Below are 23,029 nucleotides of genomic sequence, written 5' to 3'. Positions count from 1 at the left end.
TGGCGTGCCCCGGGCCGGGTGGCGGGGGCGCTCGGGACGCCCCCGCCACCCGGTGTCAGGGGGTCACTTGACCTTGATCTCTTCGTAGACCGGGACGCTGAAGGAGTTCAGCGCGACGTTCGAGACCCGGTCCGAGTAGCCGGCGCTGCCGTTCTGGTACCAGAGCGGGATGACGGGCATCTGCTGGACGAGGATCTTCTCCGCGTCCTGGAAGGTGGAGACGGCCTTCGCCTTGTCGGTCTCGGCGTTCGCCTGGTCGACCAGGTCGTCGAACTTCTGGTCGCTCCACTTGCCGTCGTTGGACGGGGCGTTGGTGTAGTAGACCGGCTGCAGGAAGTTCTGGATCAGCGGGTAGTCCATCTGCCAGCCCGCGCGCCAGGCGCCGGACAGCTTCTGCTGGGAGACCTGGCTGCGGAAGTCGGCGAAGGTGCCGACCGGGCCGCCGACGCAGGCCTTGTTGTCGCCCATGACGTTGTTGATGCTGTTGCAGACGGCGTCGACCCATTCCTTGTGGGAGCCGGTGTCCGCGTTGTACGAGATCTTGAGCTGGCCGCCGGGGATGCCACCGCCCTCCTCGATCAGCTTCTTGGCCGCGGTCTTGTCGTACGTGCACTCCTTGCCGCACAGCCCCTCCTTGAAGCCGCCGTCCGCGCCGAGGACCGGGGAGGTCCAGTCGGAGGCGGGAGTGCGGGTCTTCTGGAAGATCTGGTCGGTGATCTGCACCCGGTTGATCGCCATCGACAGGCCCTGGCGGACCTTGGCCCCGTCCGGGGTGTCCCAGGCCTTCTCGTAGAAGGGGAAGGCGAGGGTCTGGATGATGCCGGCCGGGGTGTTGATGTAGCGGTCGCCGAGGTCCGCCTTGACGTTCTTGAGCTGGGAGGCGGGCACATCGTCGACGAGGTCGAGGTTGCCGGCCGTCAGGTCGGTGTAGGCGGTGTTGTTGTCCGTGTAGACCTTGAGGTCGATGCCGCCGTTCTGCGCCTTGTCGTCGCCGGGGTACTCGTCCCACTTGCGCAGGTTCATCGACGAGCCCTTGGCGTACTTGTCGATGGTGTACGGGCCGTTGCCCACCGGCTTGGACAGCCAGGCGTCGTGGTCCGTGAAGAACTGCTGGGGCAGTGGGGCGAACGCCGGGTAGCCGAGGGTGTCGGGCCACAGCGAGAACTTCTGGCTGAGCTTGGCCGTGAAGGTCCTGTCATTGACGATCTTGAGCCCGGCGAGGGCGGCCGCACTGGCGGTGCCGCTCTCCGGGTGCACCTTGTCGTAGCCGTCGATGTACTGGAAGAAGTAGGCGTTCTTCTGGTTGTTCTTCAGCGCGGCGCCGTAGTTCCAGGCGTCGACGAAGGACTTGGAGGTGATCTTCTCGCCGTTGGAGAACGTCCAGCCGTCCTTGATCGTGATCGTGAAGTTCTGCGAGTCCGTCGTCTCGATCTTCTCGGCGAGCATGTCGGTGGCCTCGCCGGTCTTCGGGTCGTACCTCTTGAGACCCCGGAAGACCATGTCGAGGACCTTGCCGCCCTGCACCTCGTTGGTGTTCGCGGGCTCCAGCGGATTCTGCGGATCGCCCCAGGAGGAGCTCACGATCCCGTCGGCGCCACCACCGCCACTGTCACTGTCCCCGCCGCCGCAGGCCGTCGCTGTCAGGGCGACAGCCACCGCACATGCGGCCCACCTGGCCTGTGTGGCTCCGCGCATGAAGTGCCTCCTAGAGTCCATTGAGTAGCTCAATGCCCTATATCACCCCATTTGATGGCCTATCGCATTTTCGCTTACCCCGTACGGGCACACGCGAAGGCGCCCGGCCCCCCAAGGGGGACCGGGCGCCTCTCGCTCACGTACTCGGGAGGATCACGCCGCGTGCACGACGTCCCGCTCCTCGGCGAAGTGGCACGCGGACTCGTGCGCGGCCGGGGTGGTGGAGGACTTGAAGCGCTCGGGGATGGCCAGCAGGGGCATCTCCGTGGCGCACTTGTCCTCCGCCTTCCAGCAGCGGGTACGGAACCGGCAGCCGGACGGCGGGTTCGCCGGTGACGGAACGTCACCGCTCAGGATGATCCGCTCACGGCCTTCGCGCGCCGACGGGTCCGGCACCGGGACGGCCGACAGCAGCGCCTGGGTGTAGGGGTGCGTCGGGTGGTCGTAGATCTCGGTGTCCGTACCGATCTCGGCCATCTTGCCGAGGTACATGACGCCGACCCGGTCCGAGATGTGCCGCACGATCGACAGGTCGTGCGCGATGAAGAGGTAGGACAGGTTGAACTCGTCCTGGAGCTTCTCCATCAGGTTGATGACCTGGGCCTGCACCGACACGTCGAGCGCGGAGACCGGCTCGTCGCAGATGATGATCTCCGGGTTGAGCGCGAGGCCGCGGGCGATGCCGATGCGCTGGCGCTGACCGCCGGAGAACTGGTGCGGGTACCGGTTGATGTACTCCGGGTTGAGCCCGACGACGTCCAGCAGCTCCTGCACCCGGCGGCGGCGGTCACCCTTCGGGGCCACCTCGGGGTGGATCTCGAAGGTCTCCCCGATGATGTCGCCGACCGTCATACGCGGGTTCAGCGAGGTGTACGGGTCCTGGAACACCATCTGGATGTTGCGGCGCACGGCCTTCAGCGCGCGGCCGGACAGCTTGGTGATGTCCTGGCCCTTGTAGAAGACCTCACCGGCGGTGGCGCGCTCCAGCGTCATCAGGAGCTTGGCGACCGTGGACTTGCCACAGCCGGACTCGCCCACGATGCCCAGGGTCTCGCCCGCGTAGAGATCGAAGGAGATCCCGTCGACGGCCTTGACCGCACCGACCTGCTTCTTGAAGAGGATGCCCTGGGTCAGCGGGAAGTGCTTGACCAGGTTGCGCACCTGGAGGATCGGCTCCCCCTGGGAGACCGGCGCGTCGATGGCGGCGACCGCCTCGGCCTCGGTCGCGGCGTGCACGGTCTCGACGTCGGAGACGTTCGGGGTGGCGTCCACGGGCTCCTTCTTGAGCTCAGCCATGGATCGTCTCCTTCCAGAAGTGGCACGCGCTGCCGCGGCCGTCCAGCTCGGTGCCGTCCTGCTCGGTCACCGGGAGCAGGGCCGGGGTGTCCGTACGGCAGATGTCCTGCACCTTCGGGCACCGCGGGCTGAACGCACAGCCGGAGGGGATGCGCGTGAGGTTCGGCGGCAGACCCTTGATCGCGTAGAGCTCCTGGCCCTTCTGGTCCAGGCGCGGGATCGAGTCCAGCAGACCCTTGGTGTAGGGGTGGGCCGGGCGGCTGTACAGCTCGCCGACCGGTGCCGTCTCCACGATCCGGCCCGCGTACATCACGGCGATCTTGTCCGCGACGTCGGCGACCACGCCGAGGTCGTGGGTGATCAGGATCAGGCCCATGTTGTACTCGCGCTGGAGCTCCGCGAGCAGGTCCATGACCTGGGCCTGCACCGTCACGTCGAGCGCGGTGGTCGGCTCGTCCGCGATGATCAGGTCCGGCTCCAGGGCCAGCGCCATGGCGATCATGATGCGCTGGCGCATACCGCCGGAGAACTGGTGCGGGTAGTCGGAGATACGGGCCGCTGCGGCCGGGATCTTGACCTGGTCCATCAGCGCGATGGCCTTGGCCTTGGCGGCCTTCTTGGACAGGCCCTGGTGGACCCGGAACATCTCGCCGAGCTGGTAGCCGACGGTCAGGACCGGGTTCAGCGAGGAGAGCGCGTCCTGGAAGATCATCGCGATCTTCCGGCCGCGGATCTTCCGGCGCTCCTCGTTGGACATCTTGAGCATGTCCTGGCCGCGGAAGAGGATCTCACCCTGGGTGATCTTGCCGGGCGGCATGTCGAGGATGCCCATGATGGTCTGCGCGGTCACGGACTTGCCGGAACCGGACTCGCCGAGCACCGCGAGCGTCTCGCCGGCGCTGACGGTGTAGTTCACACCGTTGACCGCCTTGGCCACACCGTCGCGGGTGTGGAACTCCACGTGCAGATCGCGGACGTCCAGCAGCGGACCGTCGCCCTTGACGGAATCCCGCGGCTCGGGGACGTGTGCCGTCTTGTCGATGATAGTCACGAACGCCTCCCTCAGCGCATCTTGGGGTCGAGGGCGTTGCGGACCGCATCGCCGAACATCAGGAAGGACAGCACCGTGACCGAGACCATCACCGAGGGGATGACCAGGACGTACGGGGCGTTGCGGAGCTGGTCCTTCGCGGAGGACACATCGATGCCCCACGAGACCGTCGGCTCGGCGAGACCGATGCCGAGGAACGACAGGGTGGCCTCGGCGGCGATGTAGCCGCCGAGCGCGATGGTGGCGACCACGATCACCGGAGCGATGGCGTTCGGCAGGATGTGCCGCGTCAGGATCCGGGTGGTGGAGGCGCCGAGCGCCTTGGCGGCGACCACGTAGTCGGCCTGCTTGATCGTGATGACCGAGCCGCGGGCGACACGGGCGATCTGCGTCCAGCCGAGGAAGGCCATCGACAGGATCACGACCCAGACCGAGCGCTCCTCGAAGCTGGTCAGGATGACCATGGCGCCGACGATGAACGGAACACCGAAGAAGACGTCGGTGATGCGGGAGAGGATCGTGTCGATCCAGCCGCCGAAGTAACCGGCGATCATGCCGACCACCAGGCCGGTGACGGTGACCGCGATGGTCACGACCACACCGACGGTGATGGAGGCTCGGGCCCCGTACACGACACGCGCGTAGATCGAACGGCCCTGAACGTCGTAGCCGAGCCAGTCGGGGGCGAAGAAGTTGCCCCACTTCGGGTGCTGGAGGTAGTGCTCGGCCAGATTGGCGTCCCGCGGCGAGGCGCTGGTGAACAGGCCCGGGAAGATCGCCATGACGGCGAGCAGCAGGATCAGCGCCATCGAGATGATGAACAGCGGGTTGCGGCGCAGATCGTGCCAGGCGTCGGACCAGAGGCTGCGCGGCTTGCCGGGAGCGGGCCCGGAGTCCGTCAGGGCGGGCGCCTCCACGCCGGTGGCCGGAGCGTCGGTGCTCTTGAGTGCGGTGGTGTCAGGCATACCGGATCCTCGGGTCCAGGACCGCGTAGAGCAGGTCGACGAGCAGGCTGCAGACGAGATAGACGATGACGAGCAGCGTCACAACGCCTACGACGGTGGCGCCCTCACGCTTGGCGAGCGCCTCGAAGACGAGCGATCCGACGCCCTTGATGTTGAAGATGCCCTCGGTCACGATCGCGCCGCCCATCAGGGCACCGATGTCGGTGCCGAGGAAGGTGATGACCGGGATGAGCGAGTTGCGCATCAGGTGGACGCCGATGACGCGGCGGCGCGGCAGGCCCTTGGCGACGGCCGTGCGCATGTAGTCGGCGCGGATGTTCTCCGCGACCGAGGTACGCGTCAGACGGGCCACATAGGCGAGGGACAGCGACGCCAGGACGATGGCCGGCATGATCAGCTCGGTCGGCGTCGGGTCGATGCTCACGTTCGGGTTCGCGATGCCCAGCTTGAACGCGACGAAGTACTGGACGAGGAAACCCAGCACGAAGGACGGCATGGAGATCAGCACCAGCGTCAGGCCGAGCAGACCGCGGTCCCGGAGGGACTCGGCCTTCAGCCCGGCGATGATGCCGAGGGAGATGCCCGCGACGACCGTGAAGACGAAGGCGAAGAGCGCCAACTGGATCGTGACCGGGTAGGCGTCGGCGATGACTTCGGAGACCGGACGCTGCGTTCCGATCTGCGTGCCGAAATCGCCCTGGAACAGATTGCCCAGGTAGTTCAAATACTGCTGCCAGATCGGCTTGTCGAGCCCGTACTCCGCCTTCAGCGCGGCGATCTGAGAGGGATCGACATGCTGTTCACCGGCCAGCGCTCTGACGGGGTCGCCGGGCAGTGCGTACATCATCAGGAAGACCAGCAGGGTCGACCCGAGGAAGACCGGGATCATCTGGAGCAGTCGTCGTGCGACATAGCGCCCCATGGGTGCCTCCGTGTGGGGATAACTGCGGCGCGGGGGCCGCCTCTTCGCAGAGACGACCCCCGAGCCTCCGGCACCGCTGAGGGGCAGCTGTACCGGATAACGGCCAAGTGGGGAAATGACCCGCCGGCGTACTACTTGGTGGTGACGCCGGTCAGTTCGAGGTCACCGTGGAAGTCGACCTTGACGTTGTCGACGTTCTTGCCGTGGCCGCCGTTGATGGCGTAGTACCAGAGCGGAATGGCCGGCATCTTCTCGACGAGCTTCTTCTCGACCTCCTGGTAGGCGGCGACCGAGGCCTCGAGCGAGTCGGCCTTGTCCCCCTTCGCCATCAGGTCGTCGATTTCCTTGTCGTTGAAGCGGCCGTTGTTGGACTCCGCCTTGGAGTGGTAGAGCTCCTTGAGGAAGTTCACGTTGACCGGGTAGTCGGCCACCCAGCCACCGCGGTAGAAGCCCTTGACCTCGTCGTTGTCACGAGCCTCGAGGTCGGTCGGGAAGTCGGGCTTGGCGTCGCCCACGCAGTCGACCCCGGTGGCGTTGCGGATGGACTCGCAGACAGCGGTCACCCACTCCTTGTGCCCACCGTCGGCGTTGTACTGGATGAAGATCTTGTTCTCAGGGACGCCGCCGCCGTCCTTGATCAGCTGCTTCGCCTTGGTCGGGTTGTACTTCAGGATGTCCGATTCGAGCGTCTGGTTGCCCTTGACCTGCGGGGGCGTGAAGCTCGTCGCCGGGGTGCGGGTGCCGTTCAGGACGGTCTTCGTGATCGTGTCACGGTCGATCGCCATGGACAGACCCTGGAGAACCTTGGGGTCGATGTCCTTGAACGTCTTGGAGTAGAACGCCGGGTTCAGCGACTGGATCGCGGCGTACGGCTGCTCGATCGCGCCGTCACCGAGGTCCGTCTTGTACTTCGGGAGGTCCTTCGGACCGACCTGGCGGATCATGTCCAGGTTGCCGGAGAGGACGTCCTGGTACGCGGCCTCGACGGTCGAGTAGTTCTTGAACTGGATGCCCTTGTTGGCAGCCTTGTTCGGACCCTGGTACCCATCGAAGGCCTTGACCTGGATGAGCTTCTTGTGGGTCCACTTCTCGAACGAGTACGGGCCGTTACCGATCGGCTTCTGGCCGAACGCCTTCGGGTCGTCGTAGAAGACCTTGGGCAGCGGCGCGAACGTCGCGTAGCCGAGCTTGTAGTTGAAGTACGGGACCTTCTCCGTCAGCTCGATCGTGAACGTGGTGTCGTCCACGGCCTTCAGACCGGACATGGCCTCGGCCTTCGGGTCACCCTTGTCCGGGTGGACGTCCGCGTAGCCCTTGATGTCCGAGAACCAGAACGCGTTCTGCTGGGCGTTCTTGACGTTGGCGTACCAGTTCCACGCGTCGATGTACGACTGCGAGGTGACGGCCTCACCGTTGTGGAACTTCCAGCCCTTCTTGAGCTTGACGGTCCACGTCTTGGAGTCCTTGGTCTCGACGGACTCGGCGTTCGTGAGAACGATGTCGCCCTTGTCGTCGAAGTCCAGCAGCTGCGTGAACAGCGACTGGATGACGTAGGAGCCGTTGCTCTCGTTCGTGTCGGCCGGCATCAGAGGCTTCTGCGGCTCGCCGACGTCGATCGAGACGTACCCGGCGGGCTGTCCCGACGTGTTCTTCTTGCCTTCGTCACTGTCGCCGCCACCACAGGCAGTCGCGGCCAGGGCGATGATTGCCGCTCCCGCGACCCACTTGGCGCTCTTGGCACCGCGCATGGGTTTCCTCCTCATGAGTCCACTTTTGACTACAAGAGGGGCACTGGAGAGATTCACCGACACCCCTGACGGTGATCGTTCAGTGCCCCGAGTGTGCTCGTGAGTCGGCACTCCCCACAGTGCGTGACCCATTGACCCGAGCTCAATGGAGCCAACTATTGGGTACGGCCGGGCTGTAAACCACACTTAAAGGGTCTCGGTTTGACAACATCAGACCACCGCGTGTGCCCGAAATCCGGACAAAGTGATCCCAGACAGACACGCCCGAAACGGACTGTTAACACATGTTCCGGAGAGCGACGCCCGATATCCGGACAGCACGGTCAGGAAATATGGTTGACGGAAAGGTCCGGCCCCCCACAGTCTCTGCGGGGGGCCGGACCTTCTGTCAACGCCCGTGCCGAAAGTCCGACTGTACGACCGGAAGAGGCCCTGGCCGCGCCGGACGATCTACACATGCGGAACGCCCGCTCCGGTCACCCGGAGCGGGCTCGGCCCGCCGTGGCGAGGTCAGCCGTTCTCGGCGCGCGAGGCCGTCCTTGGTGCGGTCAGCCGTCCTTGGCGCGGTCAGCCGTTCTTGGCGCGCGAGGCCGTGCGGCCGCGCTGCTTCGCGTCCAGGACGACCTTGCGGATGCGCACGGTCTCCGGGGTGACCTCGATGCACTCGTCCTCGCGGCAGAACTCCAGGGACTGCTCCAGCGACAGCTTGCGGGCCGGGACCACGTTCTCCGTGGTGTCCGCGGACGCCGCACGCATGTTGGTGAGCTTCTTCTCCTTGGTGATGTTCACGTCCATGTCGTCGGCGCGGGAGTTCTCGCCGATGATCATGCCCTCGTAGACCTCGGTGCCGGCCTCGGTGAAGATGACACCGCGCTCCTGGAGGTTGACCATCGCGAACGGCGTGACCGTTCCCGAGCGGTCGGCGACCAGCGAGCCGTTGTGACGGGTGCGCAGCTCGCCGAACCACGGCTCGTGGCCCTCGAAGATGGAGTGCGCGATGCCCGTGCCGCGGGTCTGGGTGAGGAACTCCGTACGGAAGCCGATGAGGCCGCGGGAGGGAACGATCCACTCCATGCGGACCCAGCCCGAACCGTGGTTCGTCATGGTCTCCATGCGGCCCTTGCGGGTCGCCATCAGCTGCGTGATGGCGCCGAGGTGCTCCTCCGGCGAGTCGATCGTCATGCGCTCGATCGGCTCGTGGGTCTTGCCGTCGATCTGCTTGGTGACGACCTCCGGCTTGCCGACCGTCAGCTCGAAGCCCTCACGGCGCATCTGCTCGACGAGGATCGCCAGCGCGAGCTCACCGCGGCCCTGGACCTCCCAGGCGTCCGGGCGCTCGGTGTCCAGGACACGGAGCGAGACGTTACCGATCAGCTCACGGTCCAGCCGGTCCTTCACCTGGCGGGCGGTGACCTTGTGGCCCTTGCCGCCCTTGCCGACGAGCGGCGAGGTGTTCGTACCGATGGTCATCGAGATGGCCGGCTCGTCGACCGTGATCAGCGGCAGCGCGATCGGGTTCTCTGGGTCGGCCAGGGTCTCGCCGATCATGATGTCCGGGAAACCGGCGACGGCGCAGATGTCACCCGGGCCCGCCATCTCGGCCGGCTTGCGGGTGAGCGCCTCGGTCATCAGCAGCTCGGTGACGCGGACGTTGGACATCGTGCCGTCGCGCTTGATCCACGTGACGGTCTGGCCCTTGCGCAGCTCACCCTGCTCGACGCGGCAGAGCGCGATACGGCCGAGGAAGTTGTCGGCGTCCAGGTTGGTGACGTGGGCCTGGAGCGGCGCGTCCGCGTCGAACTCCGGTGCCGGGACGTGCGACAGGATCGTGTTGAAGAACGGCTCCAGGTTCTCGCTGTCGGCCGGGACGGTGCCGTCCTCCGGCTTGGTCAGCGAGGCGACGCCGTCACGGGCGCAGGCGTAGACGATCGGGAACTCGATCTGCTCCTCGTCCGCGTCCAGGTCCAGGAACAGGTCGTACGTCTCGTTGACGACCTCGTCGATCCGGGAGTCGGGGCGGTCCGTCTTGTTGATGCACAGGATGACCGGCATCTTCGCGGAGAGGGCCTTGCGCAGCACGAACCGGGTCTGCGGGAGCGGGCCCTCGGAGGCGTCGACGAGCAGCACGACCGCGTCCACCATCGACAGACCGCGCTCGACCTCGCCGCCGAAGTCGGCGTGGCCGGGGGTGTCGATGATGTTGATCGTGATCGGGTCCCCGCCGTCCTTGGGGTGATACTTCACCGCCGTGTTCTTGGCGAGGATCGTGATGCCCTTCTCACGCTCCAGGTCGTTCGAGTCCATCATGCGATCGTCGAGGTGCTCGGCGGCGTGCGCGGCGAACGCGCCGGCCTGCTTGAGCATGGCGTCGACCAGCGTGGTCTTGCCGTGGTCGACGTGGGCGACGATGGCTACGTTACGGATGTCGTGGCGCGTGGGCATGGGTGGCTTGCGCTTCTCTCGGATCGTGGGATCAGGCGTCTCAGTCGGTCTCGAGTCCTCGTACGCCCGCCGGGCGGACACGCCACGGCTCGTCCAATGGTACGGGCCCGGCGCGTCGCGGGCTTCCCGGCCCGTTCCGCGAGGCCGCTCTTCCACGGGGATTCAGCCGATATTCAGCCGATATTCAGCCCGTATCAGGTCACTGGCCGGCTGCTCGGCAACCGGGTGAAAAGGGTGGATCAGGGGGTGTGGGGGAGGTGAACAGCCCGGGTCGGGACGGACACCACCTTGCCCGCCGGGCAAACGGCGGGCAAGGGAATTGAGCAGCTCCTGAGCTTTGAGTACGGCCTTGACCTGCTACTTCCTACGATTCGCGGGGGAACCCGCCGCTTGCGGCTTCTTGAAACCGATGTCCTGGTAGCGGGGTGCGGCGAAGCCGAAGGCACCGATGTTCGCGAGCTTCTTGTCGACCGCCACGAGCTGCGGTCGCTGATAGAGCGGAATGGATCCGGCGGCCGCCCAGATCCGTGCGTCCGCCTGCTTCATCAGGTCCCGGGCGGCGTCCTCGTCGAGCTCGGAGACCGCCTGGTCGAAGAGCTGGTCGATGTGGTCGGTGCCGACCCGGGTGTAGTTCTGCTCGACGAGCAGCGATCCGTCGGTGGCCGGCTCGGGCTTGGCGTAGATCGGGCGTCCGTCGGTCGCCGGGTAGGCGGTGGCGGGCCAGGAGTACAGCGCCAGGTCGTAGTCGCCGGAGGCGATGTGGTCCTTGAAGTAGCTGTCGTCGGGGACCTTGGTGATCTCCGTGCCGATGCCGATCGAGTCCAGCATCGCCGCGATCTTCTCGCCGACGCTGCGCAGCGGCTGGGAGCCGGGCCCCGACGGGAGGACGAAGCGCAGGGTCAGCGTCTTGCCCTCCTTGCCGAGCGGTCCCCGCACCGAGGCGGGGGCCGGTGCGGCGGTGCCCACGGGGGCGTACGCGCCGGCGGCGCCGCCCGGCTGCTTGTCCTGGGCGCTGACCCTGGAGGGCTTCTCCTCGGCGGCACCGTCGGCCCTGGCCTCCGTACCCGACGCGGGCTTCGCGTCCACGAGGGCTCCGGCCTGGCGCAGGAGGGCGGCGCTCTGGGCGGCCGCGGCGGGGGCGGGTGCGAGGATGTGGACGGCGGCGCCCGGCCGGGAGCCGCTCGCGGTGCCCGGCCCGTCGCCCGGTCCGTCGCCCGGCTTGTTGTCCTCGCCGACGATGTAGGTGCCCTCGTCGGAGGCGGACTCGTCCTTCCTGCCCGCGTCCCCCTTCTCCTTGTCCGCGGCCTTCCTCTCCGCCGTGTCCTGTGTCCTGTCCGCCGCCTTGTCCGAGGGCTTGCCCCCCGCGCCGTCCTCGGTCTTCTTCCCGGCATCGGGCTTCTCCCCGGCCGCCCCCTCCTTCTCCGCCGTCCCTCCCTTCTCCTTCTCCTTCTCCGCCTCGCTGCCCGCCTTGGTGTCCTTGGGTTTCTGGGCGGCGCCGCCCCGGGTCCAGCCCGCGTCGGCCAGCAGCGCCTGGGCCTCCTTGGTGTTCTGGTCGCCGAGTGCGCCGCTGCCGTCCTTGTACCCGGGCTGTCCGGCGAGGGCCAGGTGACTGCCGGGCGGGTTCGCGGGGAGCCCGAGCGGCGCCAGTACGGTGTCGGCCAGCTCCTGGCGGTCCAGGGCGCGGGCCACCGCCCGGCGTACCCGGTCGTCCGCGAGCGGCCCGGTCTCGCCGTTCAGCGCGAGCTGGGTGTAGGCGGGCTCCAGGGATTTGCGGACGGCATAGCCGCGCAGGGCCTTCTGCTCGGCCCCGTACGCCGCCGCGGCCACCCTGTTCCGTTCCCTGGCGGCCTGGGCGCTCTCCGCCTCCTCCTCGTCCGAGCCGTGCGCCAGGGCCCAGGAGCGCAGGGCGTCGGCGGGCGTCATGCCGGACCCGGGGCCGTGCGTGAGCGGCTGCCCGGCCGCGCCCCCGTCCCGGGCGGCCAGGGCGATACGGTGCGCCGCGGCCGGGTCGACGTCGGCGATGTCCAGGGTGCCGTCGGCGAGGGCCTTGGCGCGTTCCTGGGGCTTGACGGCACGGAGGACGAGCGTGTCGAGCTTCGCCTCGTCGCCCCACCAGCGCGGGTCGCGCGCGAGCGTGACGGTCCCCTCCTCCTTGCTCACGCTGCGCAGCCGGAACGGTCCCGCCGAGGTCTTGAGCGAGGTGCGCGCGCCGTCGTTGAAGGCGTCCGGGGAACCGGTCACCTCCTTCGGGTACAGCGGCGAGAACAGCGCGCGCCAGTCCGCGTACGGCTTGGAGAAGGTGACCCGGACCTGGAGGTCGTCGGCGCCGCGCTCGATCTTCTCGATCCGGTCGTAGCCCGCGTTGCGGGCGGTCCAGAACGCCGAGTCCTTGCCGCTCAGCGCGCGCCACTGGGCGACGAAGTCGGGCGCCCCGATCTCCCGGCCGTTGCTCCACACCGCCTGCTGGTTGAGCTTGTAGAGCACGACCTGCTTGGGCTCGCGCCCGATGACCTTCGCCGACTCCAGATAGTCCGGGTTGAGCCGGGGCCTGCCGGTCACGTCCAGCGGGAAGAGGGAGGGCAGCACCGCTCCGGCGATGCGTGCGGTGGTGCTGTCGGCGTCCGCCTGGAAGGCGTTGAAGGTGGCGGGCAGCGCGTCGACCGCCCAGTTCACCGAGGAGCCGTCGGCGACCAGGTCCCGGGCGGCCGGGGCGATGTCCTGCGGGAAGGGCCGCGCGCTGTCCCGGGTGCCCGAGCTGCATCCGGCCAGCACCGGGATCGTGAGCACACCGGTCGTGAGAAGGGCGAGAGAGCGGCGCTTTCGGACTGTCCCGCGCGGGACGCCGACGTGGGACATGGCTGATACCTCCGGGGCCGGCCCGGACCACCCCGTACCGGAATGGGCCGGATTATGCGTTCTGGTGGCATTTGCAGTTGATCACACTGGTTCGTGCATCCACTGAAGGCGCCCCCGCGCGGGAGGCGGCGCAGACACGGCGCACGGCCCCGCAACCTCACCCGAGCGGAGGAACGTTCCACCAAGACCGGACGCCCCCGCTCCCTTCCCAAAGGCGATGTGACGCGCGACACTCGCAACCGCATGAGCATTGCCACCCGCCCACCGCGGAAATGAGGGCAAGTCATGTCCCTGCACCAGGAATTGACGGATGTTCAGCACTGCCTCGACGACCTGGTCCGCACCGTCGAACGGCTGGAGCGGATTCTCGCGCGACTGCGCGAGGCCGATACCGCGGACGGCGCCGGAGCCCCGGACCACCGCGCCGGCATGGTCACCATCAACGACGCGCCGTACGACGCCACCCTGTGGACGGACTCGGACGACGAGGGTCTGGGCGTCCGCGGCAGGCACGCCCCCTAGGAGAGCCCCTTGGCCACCGGTACGGAATCAGGCACGGATTCGGATACGGAACCAGGCACAGGACCGGGCACGGAACCGAAAGCGGGACCGGGCGCGGGGCGGGGCGTCAGGCACCCCTCGCGCGCCGCCATCCCCGCCCGCCATCTGCGGACCGACCGCTGGTGGCTGGCACCCGCCGTGACCGCCGCAGGACTCCTGGCCTTCATCGTGTACTCGACCTGGCGGGCCTTCGCCAACACCGACTACTACGCCGCCCCCTATGTGTCGCCGTTCTACTCGCCGTGCCTGGCGGAGAACTGCGCCCCCATGCGGTCGGGCCCGAACTGGGAGATCCTCGGCAGCTGGTGGGGGCTCTCCCCCGCCCTGCTGATCCTGATCTTCCCCCTGGGCTTCCGGCTGACCTGTTACTACTACCGCAAGGCCTACTACCGGGGCTTCTGGGCGTCGCCCCCGGCCTGCGCGGTCGCCGAGCCGCACGCCTCGTACAGCGGCGAGACCCGCTTCCCGCTCGTCATGCAGAACATGCACCGGTACTTCTTCTACGCCGCGGTGCCGGTCGCCGGAATCCTGACGTACGACACCGTGCTGACCTTCCGCGACGAGCACTACGCGTGGGGGCACATGGGACTCGGCTCGCTGATCTTCCTGGTCAACATCGCGCTGATCTGGGCGTACACCCTCTCCTGCCACTCGTGCCGGCACATCATCGGCGGCCGGCTGCGGCACTTCTCCCGGCACCCCGTGCGCTACCGGCTGTGGGGGTGGGCCGGAAAGCTGAACGCCCGGCACATGCAGCTCGCCTGGGCCTCGCTGATCAGCGTGGCGGCCGCCGACTTCTACGTCTGTCTCGTCGCGTCCGGGGCCTTCGACGACCCGAGATTCTTCTAGTGCCCCGCCCGGCAGGACGTGCCGAGACCGCACCGATGACCGTGAGCTTCCTCCAGACCGTGAGGTTCTTCCTGTGACTCAGCTCGAACGACAGCAGTGGGACGTCGTCGTGGTCGGTGCCGGGGGCGCCGGACTGCGCGCCGCCATCGAGGCCCGGGAGCGCGGCGCGCGCACCGCGGTCATCTGCAAGTCGCTGTTCGGCAAGGCCCACACCGTCATGGCGGAGGGCGGAATCGCCGCCTCCATGGGCAATGTGAACTCCGGCGACAACTGGCAGGTCCATTTCCGCGACACGATGCGCGGCGGCAAGTTCCTCAACCAGTGGCGGATGGCCGAGCTGCACGCCAGGGAGGCACCCGCCCGGGTCTGGGAACTGGAGACCTGGGGCGCCCTCTTCGACCGTACGCCGGACGGGAGGATCTCCCAGCGCAACTTCGGCGGCCACGAGTACCCCAGGCTCGCGCACGTCGGGGACCGTACCGGCCTCGAACTGATCCGTACGCTCCAGCAGAGGATCGTCGCGCTCCAGCAGGAGGACTTCCGCGGGACGGGCGACTACGAGTCCCGGCTGAAGGTCTTCCAGGAGTGCACGGTCACCCGGATCCTCAAGGACGGCGAACGGGTCTCCGGCACCTTCTGCTACGAACGGGAGTCCGGCCGCTTCTTCGTCCTCGAAGCCCCCGCGGTCGTCCTCGCCACCGGCGGCATCGGCAAGTCCTTCAAGGTCACGTCGAACTCCTGGGAGTACACGGGCGACGGCCACGCGCTCGCCCTGCTGGCGGGCGCTCCCCTGCTGAACATGGAGTTCGTGCAGTTCCACCCGACCGGTATGGTCTGGCCGCCCTCGGTGAAGGGCATCCTGGTCACCGAGTCGGTGCGGGGTGACGGCGGAGTGCTGCGCAACTCCGAGGGCAAGCGGTTCATGTTCGACTACATCCCCGATGTGTTCAAGGAGAAGTACGCGCGGTCGGAGGCCGAGGGCGACCGCTGGTACGAGGACCCGGACCACAACCGCCGCCCGCCCGAACTGCTGCCGCGCGACGAGGTCGCCCGCGCCATCAACTCCGAGGTCAAGGCGGGCCGCGGCTCGCCGCACGGCGGGGTGTTCCTGGACGTGTCGACCCGGATGCCCGCGGAGACGATCCGGCGCCGGCTGCCGTCGATGTACCACCAGTTCAAGGAGCTGGCCGATGTCGACATCACGGCGGAGCCGATGGAGGTCGGACCGACCTGCCACTACGTGATGGGCGGCATCGCCGTCGAGTCCGACACCGCCGCCGCCCTCGCCGTGCCCGGACTGTACGCGGCGGGCGAGGTAGCGGGCGGCATGCACGGCTCCAACCGGCTCGGCGGGAACTCCCTCTCCGACCTGCTGGTCTTCGGCCGGCGGGCGGGCCTGCACGCCGCCGCCCACGCGGCGGGGCCCGCGGGGCGCCCCGCGGTGGACGAGGAACAGATCGACGCGGCGGCGGCGGAGGCGCTGCGCCCCTTCGGCGCGGAGGTCTCCGCGGCCCCCGGGGAGCCCGCGGAGAACCCGTACACCCTCCACCAGGAACTCCAGCAGACGATGAACGACCTGGTCGGCATCATCCGCCGCGAGGCCGAGATGACCGAGGCCCTGGAGCGGCTGGCCGGGCTGCGGGCACGCGCCCGGCGGGCCGGGGTCGGGGGCCACCGGCAGTTCAACCCGGGCTGGCACCTCTCCCTGGATCTGCGCAACATGCTGCTGGTCAGCGAGTGCGTCGCGCGGGCGGCGCTGGAGCGCACCGAGAGCCGGGGCGGTCACACCCGGGAGGACCGTCCCACGATGGAGCGCTCCTGGCGCCCGGTCAATCTGCTGTGCCGGCTCGCCGGTGGGACGGCCGAGCCGCTGGGCGGACGCATCGAGCTCGTACGGAGAACGACCGAACCCATCCGTCCGGACCTGCTCTCCCTGTTCGAGAAGGAGGAGCTGGTCAAGTACCTCGCCGAGGAGGAGCTGTACGAATGAGCGGCTACGAGGCCCGGTTCCGGGTGTGGCGCGGCGACACCGGCGGCGGCGGTCTGGCGGACTACACGGTCGAGGTGAACGACGGAGAGGTGGTCCTCGACATCATCCACCGCATCCAGGCCACCCAGGCGGGAGACCTCGCCGTGCGCTGGAACTGCAAGGCGGGCAAATGCGGTTCGTGCAGCGCGGAGATCAACGGGCGCCCGCGGCTGCTGTGCATGACCCGGATGTCGGTGTTCAGCCAGGAGGAGACGATCACCGTCACCCCGCTGCGGGCCTTCCCGGTCGTCCGTGACCTGGTGACGGACGTGGGCTTCAACTACGCGAAGGCCCGCGAGGTGCCCGCCTTCGTGCCGCCCGAGGGGGTGAAGGCGGGTGACTACCGGATGCAACAGGTCGATGTGGAGCGCTCGCAGGAGTTCCGCAAGTGCATCGAGTGTTTCCTGTGCCAGGACACCTGTCATGTGGTGCGCGACCACGAGGAGAATAAGGAGGCCTTCGCCGGGCCGCGCTTCCTGATGCGGGTCGCCGAGCTGGACATGCACCCCCTGGACGCCGCCGCCGAGGCGGGCCTGGACCGCAGGGCCGCGGCGCAGGAGGAGCACGGCCTCGGCCACTGCAACATCACCAAGTGCTGTACGGAGGTGTGCCCCGAGCACATCAGGATCACCGACAACGCGCTGATCCCGCTGAAGGAGCGGGTGGTGGACCGCGCGTACGACCCGCTGGTGTGGCTGGGCAGCAGGATCGGGAGGCGCCGGAACGGGAGCTGACCGGGCGGCCGGCTCGCCGCGGCGCGGCCCGGGGCTGTCCCGTCATCCCTTTCCGGCCAGGGATCGCGGGGCAGCCTTTGGCCTCGAAGTCATGGAACTCGAACTGGCGGACGGCGGAGGACCGGCCCCTACGTGCGTCCCTTGGCCTGAACCAGTGCACACCGGATCGATGGGTCTTGCCCGTGCGACAGCGCACGATCTAGGGTGAATGCGCTTTCAAAAGCCAGGGTGAACAGCATCACCCCGGACAAGCCAGCACAAACCCAGCACACGCAGCAGCACACGCTCAGGCGCGTCGCTACGGAAGCAGAAGCGGACGGTCGGTCGAGTGAGCGCCCCCACGGTGTACGACGTCGCCGAGCGATCGGGCGTCTCCATTGCCACGGTCTCGCGGGTCTACCGGAATCCGGATTCCGTACGCCTCCAGACCCGCGAAAGGGTCCTGGACGCGGCCCGCGAGCTCGGCTACGTACCGAGCGGGAGCGCCCGGGGGCTGGCCAGTCGCACCACGGGCATCCTCGGTCTGTGTTTTCCCGACTACGCGGACCCGGACGCCGAATCCGCGGCGGCGATGAACGACGCCGACGACGACCAGGCCGTCATGCTCTACTCCGACCAGATCATCCGGGGCATGGAGCGGGCGTCCCGGCGGCACGGTTACGCGCTCCTGATCGCGGCTTCGCTGGACGGCGGGCCCGAGAGCCTGGTCGCGAAGGTCGCGGGACGGGTCGACGGCTTCGCCGTGCTGGCGCAGACCGTACCGACCGAGGACCTGGAAGTGATATCGCGCCGGCTGCCCGTGGTGATGCTCGCCGGGCCGCGCGAGATCGACCACCTGGACCACATCGTGGTCGCCAACGCCGACGGGGAGCGCGAGCTGGCCCGCCATCTCGTCGAGGACCACGGACTGCGCAGGCTCGCGTTCATCGGCGGCGAGGTGCGCTCGCCGGACGCCGACGCGCGCTTCCACGGCTTCCGGGAGGCCTGCCGGGAGGCCGGGCTGCCGGTGCCGGACGAGCCGGATCTGCGCGCCGGGATGATGACGCAGGCCGAGGGCGCCCGGACCGCCGAGGCGCTGCTGGACCGGGCGGACGCGTCGGGCCTGCCCCGCCCGGAGGCGATGCTGTTCGCCAATGACCAGATGGCGGTGGGGGCGCTCCAGGCGCTGGAGCGGCGCGGGGTGCGGGTGCCGCGGGACATCGCCGTGACCGGCTTCGACGGGATTCCGCTCAGCCGGATGGTCCGCCCGCCGCTGACGACCGTGCGGCAGCCGATACGGCAGCTCGGCGAGCAAGCCGTGGAGCTGCTGGTGCAGCGCCTAGCCGACCGCGACCGCCCTCCGGTGTCCCTGGAGCTCCCGGTGTCCATGGCCCGCCGCGCCAGCTGCGGCTGCGGCTGACCCACCGCCCGGCCGGCCCACTGCCCGGACGGCCGCCCCGCCCGGCCGCCTACTTCCCCAGCCACTTCCCGAAGAAGCGCCGCCGGTTCGCGTGCAGCTCCGCCGTCTCCGCGGCCTGCCCGTCGTGCACGAAATGCCCCGCGCTCAGCACCTGGAGCTCACGCACCCCGCCGAGCGCGTTGTATACGGCGAACTGCCCCGGCGGCGGGACCGAGGGGTCGAAGAGCGCGGCGGCCACGAGGGTCGGCCGTTCCACCCGCGCCGCGGCCGTCGCCGCGTCGAAGTACCGGAGCACATCGGTGACTTCGGGGTGCTCCCGGTGGTACGCGCGTACCGATTCCCCGCTTCCGGTGCACGGCAGAGTGAGCCGCAGCGGATGGTTGCCGAACGTCGGCACGGTGAGCTGCGCGGCACCGAAGCGGTCGTCCCACGGCAGCGCGAGGGCCCCGAGCCCGCCCCCGAAGCTCTCCCCCAGACAGCCGAGGCGCGGCGCGTCCCCCTCCGCCAGTTCCGGTACGAGTTCGCCGAGGGCCGAGGCGGCGCACCAGAGGTCGGCCACACAGTCGCCGATGACGTACGTCTCGCGGGATTCGATGCCGTGCAGGACGTGCTCGGAGGACACCTCCGGGATTCCCTCCCACCGCCCTCGGCCGCCCTGTCCCCGTACGCACGGCAGGATCGCGGCGGAGTGGGGCAGGGGCAGCGGCACATCGGGGCCGGGCTCCTGGCGGCCGCCGTAGCCGTGCCCGATGACGAAGCCGTGCCGGGCGGGGCCCTCGACGGGCAGGGCGAGCCAGCCGCCCAGCCGCACCCCTCCCACGGAGGTGTACGTCACACCGTGGATGCGGACACCGTCGCGCTCCTCCTCGACGGGCCCGAGCTCCGGCTCCGTGGCGACCGCGCGGGCCGCCGCGTACCGGGCCCTCCAGAACGCCTCGAAGTCGTCCGGGGCCCCGGGAGCGGGTATGCGCAGGAGCTCGTCGAGCGTGCGCCCGTAAGCCGGATCGAAGGGGAAGTCATGTACGTACGTAGACATGATCGCGACAGTAGACCGGCCCCTCGGGCACGTCCACAAACAAGCGGAATCGGTCACATCCGCTGTTTTTCCGCAAACCGCACGTTTACCGTTCAGTGGCCGGACATCCAGGTGTCGAGCACGTTGCGCGAGTGTGACCTAGCACCCTCTTGCGGATTCCCGAATGTCTGGCGCAGAGTGATGTATGCGCTTACAGGCAGCGCATACATTCGGATTGCTCAAGGAGGAGCCCTCCATGTCCCGCACCGCCAGAACCGCCTCCGTCAGCATCGCTGTCGCGCTCGCCTTCGGCATCACCGCTTGCGGCAGCTCCGGCGGCGACGACGTCGCCGCGGACAAGAAGCAGACGCTCACCGTCTGGGCCATGGGGGCCGAGGGCGAGAAGCTCGCCGATGTGGCCAAGGTCTACGAGAAGGCCAACCCGAACATCACCGTGAAGGTGACCCCGGTGGGCTGGGACGTCGCCCACCAGAAGCTGGTCTCCGCGGCCGCCGCCGGCACCATGCCGGACGTGGCGCAGATGGGCGGCAGCTACATGGGCGAGTTCGCCGAGCTCGGTGTCCTGGAGCCGGTCGACACCAAGGTCTTCGACAAGAAGGACTTCTTCGAGTCGGGCTGGAACCAGGGCGAGGTGGACGGCACCGCCTACGGCGTGCCGTGGTACGTCGACACCCGTGTCCTCTACTACCGCACCGACCTGGCCGAGAAGGCGGGCATCGACAAGGCTCCGACCAACTGGAAGGAGATGCAGGACCTCGCGACCGCGTACCAGAAGAAGACCGGTACCAAGTGGGGCCTGTCCATCCAGCCGAGCGGCCTGGACACGGTGCAGAACTTCTACTCCTTCCTGTACTCGGCGGGCGGCGAGATCGTCAATGACAAGGGCGAGGCCGTCATCGACAGCCCCGAGGCCGTCAAGGCGCTGAAGGAGTACGGCTCGTACTTCGACAAGGGCCTCTCCAACAAGTCCGTGCAGCCCGGCTACGACGTCGTGAAGGACTTCGGCAACGGCCGCGTCCCGATGTTCTTCGGCGGCCCCTGGCACGTGACCCTCCTGAACGAGGGCCAGCCCCAGCTCAAGGGCAAGTGGACCGTGGCCAACGTCCCGGCGGACAAGTCCTCGGTCTCCATGGCCGGCGGCTCCTCCCTGGTGATCTCCAAGGACAGCGAGCACAAGGCCGCCGCCACGGAGTTCATCAAGTACCTGACCGACACCAAGGGCCAGGCCGACTGGTACGAGCGCACCAAGGACCTCCCGGCCAACACCTCGGCCTGGACCTCCGGCTCGCTCGCCGACGACGCCAACCTCCAGGTCTTCAAGAAGCAGATGGACACCGCCAAGTCCTCGCCGTCCATGGCCAAGTGGACGGAGATCACCGACAAGGTCGACCAGGCCATCGCGAAGGTGACGCAGGGCAAGGCTTCCGCCGAGGACGCGCTGAAGACGGCGCAGTCCCAGATCGAAGGCCTCGTGAAGTAGGAGCCATGAGCACCACGACCGGAAAGGCCGCGCAGCCGGCCAAGGTGCCGGCCGGGCCGGGGACCGCGAAGTCCCCGGCCGCCGGGCCCAAGGATCGCCGGGGCCGCAAGAAGTCGATGGGTGTGCAGAACGCGGCCGGCTGGCTGTTCTCCACCCCCTTCATCGTCCTCTTCACCGTCTTCATGGCGTTCCCGATCGTCGCCACGCTGGTGATGAGCTTCACGGACTTCGGGCTGCGCAATGTGACGCGCCCGTGGGAAGCGAACTTCATCGGCTTCGAGAACTACGTCAAGCTGTTCGGCGACGAGAAGTTCCTCAAGTCGCTGTTCAACACGGCCTACTTCGTGGTCATCGGAGTCCCGCTGACGATCGGTATCGGCCTTGTCGTCGCGGTGCTGCTCAACAACGGCATCGACCGGGCGCGGACCTTCTTCCGCGTCGGTTTCTACGCCCCGGTGGTCACCACCATCGTCGCGGTCGCCGTGGTCTGGCGGTTCGTGCTCGACCCGAGCGACGGGCTGATCTCCGGCCTCTTCGCCGAAGTGGGCCTCACCTCACCCGACTTCCTCGGTTCCGAGACGCTCGCCATGCCCTCGATGATCGCGATGGCGGTCTGGCGCAACGTCGGCACGGTCATGGTGCTCTTCATCGCGGGCCTGCAGGCCATTCCCACCGAGGTCCGGGAGGCCGCGAAGCTCGACGGCGCCGGGGTCTGGCAGGAGTTCAGAGGCATCACGGTGCCCCTGCTGCGGCCCACGCTGCTGTACGCCACGGTGATCACCACCATCGGCTACCTCAATGTGTTCGAGGAGCCGTTCGTGATGACCCAGGGCGGCCCCTCCGACTCCACCCTCACCGTCTCGCTGAACATGTACCGCGAAGGCTTCAACTTCTTCCACATGGGCTATGCGAGCGCCATGGCGTATGTCCTCTTCGTAGTGATCATGGGCATCACGGTGCTCCAGCTCCGACTGCTGAAGGACAACACCAAATGAGCGCCAATGCACCCGGTGCCGTGCGGACGGCGCCGTCGAAGAAGCCCGAGCAGACCTCCGTACCGAAGCGGAAGCGGAATCTGAAGCGCCCGCTCGTCTACGTCCTGCTGTCGGTCGGACTGCTGGTCATGTCCGCGCCCTTCCTCTGGATGGGGCTCTCCGCCTTCAAGACACAGAGTGAGCTGTCGGCCAGCCCGCCGGTGTGGATTCCGACCGAGTGGACGCTGGAGAACTTCCGGCAGCTGCTCGACGAGCTGAACCTGCCGCTGTACTTCATGAACTCCGTGATCGTCGCGGTGCTGGTCACCGTCGCGAACCTGGTGTTCTGCTCGATGATGGGGTACGCGCTGGCCAAGCTGAACTTCGTCGGCAAGAACAAGATCTTCGGTCTGGTCCTCGGCGCTCTGATGGTCCCCGGCAACCTGATGCTGCTGCCGCTCTTCGTGCTGATGAGCAAGCTCCAGCTGATCGACTCGTACGCGGGTCTGGTGCTGCCGTTCGCCGCCGGAGCCTTCGGGGTCTTCCTGATGCGGCAGTTCATGCAGTCGATCCCGGACGAGCTGCTGGAAGCGGCCCGGATGGACGGCGCCGGTGAGTGGTACATCTTCTGGCGGATCGTGATGCCGCTGGTGAAGCCCGCCCTCGCGACGCTCTCGATCTTCACCTTCCTCGGTTCCTGGAACAACTTCGTCTGGCCGCTGATCGCGACCAACGATCCCGACAAGTACACGCTCCCGGTCGCCCTGGCGACGTTCGCCACGGACCCGAACAAGGCCGGTGGCTCCAACGGCATGCTGATGGCCGGAGCGTTCCTGGTCGTGCTGCCGGTGCTGATCCTCTTCATCGCACTGCAGCGGCACTTCACCCAGGGCATCGCCACGGCGGGCATGAAGTAGCCCGCCCGGCCGCCCCCGCCGGGCAGCCCGGACACGTACGAGGCCGTGCCCCGCACACCCCCACGGCCACACCCC

The 23,029-nt window shown here is 68.1% G+C and carries 17 protein-coding genes; 8 read left to right on the top strand and 9 right to left on the bottom strand.

Annotated features, from left to right (window positions below):
- Positions 1 to 63: 63 nt before the first annotated feature.
- The 8 genes from OHA98_RS07085 to OHA98_RS07050 all read right to left on the bottom strand — a co-directional run bounded on the left by OHA98_RS07085 (position 64) and on the right by OHA98_RS07050 (position 12,975).
- Positions 64 to 1,695 (bottom strand): ABC transporter substrate-binding protein, encoded by a 1,632-nt coding sequence (locus OHA98_RS07085; RefSeq protein WP_266923446.1) that lies wholly within the window; start codon positions 1,693 to 1,695, stop codon positions 64 to 66.
- Between the two features lie 153 nt (positions 1,696 to 1,848).
- Complete coding sequence (locus OHA98_RS07080; protein ID WP_266923444.1) at positions 1,849 to 2,991, bottom strand: ABC transporter ATP-binding protein; 1,143 nt, start codon at positions 2,989 to 2,991, stop codon at positions 1,849 to 1,851.
- On the bottom strand, positions 2,984 to 4,042 hold the full coding sequence (locus OHA98_RS07075) for an ABC transporter ATP-binding protein (protein WP_266923442.1): 1,059 nt from the start codon (positions 4,040 to 4,042) through the stop codon (positions 2,984 to 2,986). Before OHA98_RS07075 ends, OHA98_RS07080 begins: the two co-directional genes overlap by 8 nt.
- An 11-nt stretch (positions 4,043 to 4,053) precedes the next feature.
- Positions 4,054 to 5,007 (bottom strand): ABC transporter permease, encoded by a 954-nt coding sequence (locus OHA98_RS07070; protein ID WP_266923440.1) that lies wholly within the window; start codon positions 5,005 to 5,007, stop codon positions 4,054 to 4,056.
- Positions 5,000 to 5,929, bottom strand: coding sequence for an ABC transporter permease (locus OHA98_RS07065; RefSeq protein WP_266923438.1), 930 nt, complete (start codon positions 5,927 to 5,929; stop codon positions 5,000 to 5,002). Before OHA98_RS07065 ends, OHA98_RS07070 begins: the two co-directional genes overlap by 8 nt.
- Positions 5,930 to 6,060: 131 nt before the next feature.
- Positions 6,061 to 7,677 carry an ABC transporter substrate-binding protein gene (locus tag OHA98_RS07060; protein ID WP_266923436.1) on the bottom strand — a complete coding sequence of 539 codons (1,617 nt, stop codon included), beginning with the start codon at positions 7,675 to 7,677 and terminating at the stop codon, positions 6,061 to 6,063.
- A gap of 567 nt (positions 7,678 to 8,244) precedes the next feature.
- On the bottom strand, positions 8,245 to 10,119 hold the full coding sequence (typA, locus tag OHA98_RS07055; RefSeq protein WP_266923434.1) for a translational GTPase TypA: 1,875 nt from the start codon (positions 10,117 to 10,119) through the stop codon (positions 8,245 to 8,247).
- Positions 10,120 to 10,476: 357 nt separating this feature from the next.
- Positions 10,477 to 12,975 carry an ABC transporter family substrate-binding protein gene (locus OHA98_RS07050; RefSeq protein WP_266923432.1) on the bottom strand — a complete coding sequence of 833 codons (2,499 nt, stop codon included), beginning with the start codon at positions 12,973 to 12,975 and terminating at the stop codon, positions 10,477 to 10,479.
- 285 nt (positions 12,976 to 13,260) lie between these two features.
- On the opposite strand from OHA98_RS07050, the gene OHA98_RS07045 reads away from it, so the two are divergent.
- From OHA98_RS07045 to OHA98_RS07025, 5 genes are all read left to right on the top strand, one after another.
- Positions 13,261 to 13,497, top strand: coding sequence for a hypothetical protein (locus tag OHA98_RS07045; RefSeq protein WP_266923430.1), 237 nt, complete (start codon positions 13,261 to 13,263; stop codon positions 13,495 to 13,497).
- A 129-nt stretch (positions 13,498 to 13,626) separates the two neighbouring features.
- Complete coding sequence (locus tag OHA98_RS07040) at positions 13,627 to 14,385, top strand: hypothetical protein (protein WP_266927774.1); 759 nt, start codon at positions 13,627 to 13,629, stop codon at positions 14,383 to 14,385.
- A gap of 73 nt (positions 14,386 to 14,458) precedes the next feature.
- On the top strand, positions 14,459 to 16,375 hold the full coding sequence (locus OHA98_RS07035) for a fumarate reductase/succinate dehydrogenase flavoprotein subunit (RefSeq protein WP_266923428.1): 1,917 nt from the start codon (positions 14,459 to 14,461) through the stop codon (positions 16,373 to 16,375).
- Positions 16,372 to 17,148: a succinate dehydrogenase/fumarate reductase iron-sulfur subunit gene (locus tag OHA98_RS07030; protein WP_266923427.1), complete on the top strand. Its 777-nt coding sequence runs from the start codon at positions 16,372 to 16,374 to the stop codon at positions 17,146 to 17,148. The genes OHA98_RS07035 and OHA98_RS07030 overlap by 4 nt, the downstream gene beginning before the upstream one ends.
- Positions 17,149 to 17,476: 328 nt before the next feature.
- Positions 17,477 to 18,547 (top strand): LacI family DNA-binding transcriptional regulator, encoded by a 1,071-nt coding sequence (locus tag OHA98_RS07025; protein ID WP_266923425.1) that lies wholly within the window; start codon positions 17,477 to 17,479, stop codon positions 18,545 to 18,547.
- 49 nt (positions 18,548 to 18,596) lie between these two features.
- Here the strand turns inward: OHA98_RS07025 and OHA98_RS07020 are convergent, their stop codons facing one another.
- On the bottom strand, positions 18,597 to 19,583 hold the full coding sequence (locus OHA98_RS07020; RefSeq protein WP_266923423.1) for an acetylxylan esterase: 987 nt from the start codon (positions 19,581 to 19,583) through the stop codon (positions 18,597 to 18,599).
- Positions 19,584 to 19,818: 235 nt separating this feature from the next.
- Here OHA98_RS07020 and OHA98_RS07015 point away from each other — a divergent pair, with 235 nt between their 5' ends.
- From OHA98_RS07015 to OHA98_RS07005, 3 genes are read left to right on the top strand one after another with little or no spacing between them, the layout of a single operon-like run.
- Positions 19,819 to 21,063: a sugar ABC transporter substrate-binding protein gene (locus OHA98_RS07015; RefSeq protein ID WP_266923421.1), complete on the top strand. Its 1,245-nt coding sequence runs from the start codon at positions 19,819 to 19,821 to the stop codon at positions 21,061 to 21,063.
- A gap of 5 nt (positions 21,064 to 21,068) precedes the next feature.
- Positions 21,069 to 22,058 (top strand): carbohydrate ABC transporter permease, encoded by a 990-nt coding sequence (locus tag OHA98_RS07010; RefSeq protein WP_266923419.1) that lies wholly within the window; start codon positions 21,069 to 21,071, stop codon positions 22,056 to 22,058.
- The gene (locus OHA98_RS07005) at positions 22,055 to 22,954 is read left to right on the top strand and encodes a carbohydrate ABC transporter permease (RefSeq protein WP_266923418.1); all 900 of its coding nucleotides are present in this window, start codon (positions 22,055 to 22,057) and stop codon (positions 22,952 to 22,954) included. Before OHA98_RS07010 ends, OHA98_RS07005 begins: the two co-directional genes overlap by 4 nt.
- Positions 22,955 to 23,029: the final 75 nt, after the last annotated feature.

It is taken from the genome of Streptomyces sp. NBC_00654, from assembly GCF_026341775.1.
In the GTDB taxonomy this organism is placed as follows: domain Bacteria; phylum Actinomycetota; class Actinomycetes; order Streptomycetales; family Streptomycetaceae; genus Streptomyces.
Note: the sequence above shows the minus strand (reverse complement) of the source record. Positions and strands in the feature narration are given on the sequence as shown.

Bases quoted from the DNA above. Each gene is read 5' to 3' on its own strand.
- OHA98_RS07030 (WP_266923427.1), top strand. From the start codon at position 16,372: ATGAGCGGCTACGAGGCCCGGTTCCGGGTGTGGCGCGGCGACACCGGC.
- OHA98_RS07085 (WP_266923446.1), bottom strand. From the start codon at position 1,695: ATGCGCGGAGCCACACAGGCCAGGTGGGCCGCATGTGCGGTGGCTGTC.
- OHA98_RS07045 (WP_266923430.1), top strand. From the start codon at position 13,261: ATGTCCCTGCACCAGGAATTGACGGATGTTCAGCACTGCCTCGACGAC.
- OHA98_RS07050 (WP_266923432.1), bottom strand. From the start codon at position 12,975: ATGTCCCACGTCGGCGTCCCGCGCGGGACAGTCCGAAAGCGCCGCTCT.
- OHA98_RS07065 (WP_266923438.1), bottom strand. From the start codon at position 5,929: ATGGGGCGCTATGTCGCACGACGACTGCTCCAGATGATCCCGGTCTTC.
- OHA98_RS07015 (WP_266923421.1), top strand. From the start codon at position 19,819: ATGTCCCGCACCGCCAGAACCGCCTCCGTCAGCATCGCTGTCGCGCTC.
- OHA98_RS07020 (WP_266923423.1), bottom strand. From the start codon at position 19,583: ATGTCTACGTACGTACATGACTTCCCCTTCGATCCGGCTTACGGGCGC.
- OHA98_RS07010 (WP_266923419.1), top strand. From the start codon at position 21,069: ATGAGCACCACGACCGGAAAGGCCGCGCAGCCGGCCAAGGTGCCGGCC.
- OHA98_RS07080 (WP_266923444.1), bottom strand. From the start codon at position 2,991: ATGGCTGAGCTCAAGAAGGAGCCCGTGGACGCCACCCCGAACGTCTCC.
- OHA98_RS07005 (WP_266923418.1), top strand. From the start codon at position 22,055: ATGAGCGCCAATGCACCCGGTGCCGTGCGGACGGCGCCGTCGAAGAAG.
- typA (WP_266923434.1), bottom strand. From the start codon at position 10,119: ATGCCCACGCGCCACGACATCCGTAACGTAGCCATCGTCGCCCACGTC.
- OHA98_RS07070 (WP_266923440.1), bottom strand. From the start codon at position 5,007: ATGCCTGACACCACCGCACTCAAGAGCACCGACGCTCCGGCCACCGGC.
- OHA98_RS07060 (WP_266923436.1), bottom strand. From the start codon at position 7,677: ATGCGCGGTGCCAAGAGCGCCAAGTGGGTCGCGGGAGCGGCAATCATC.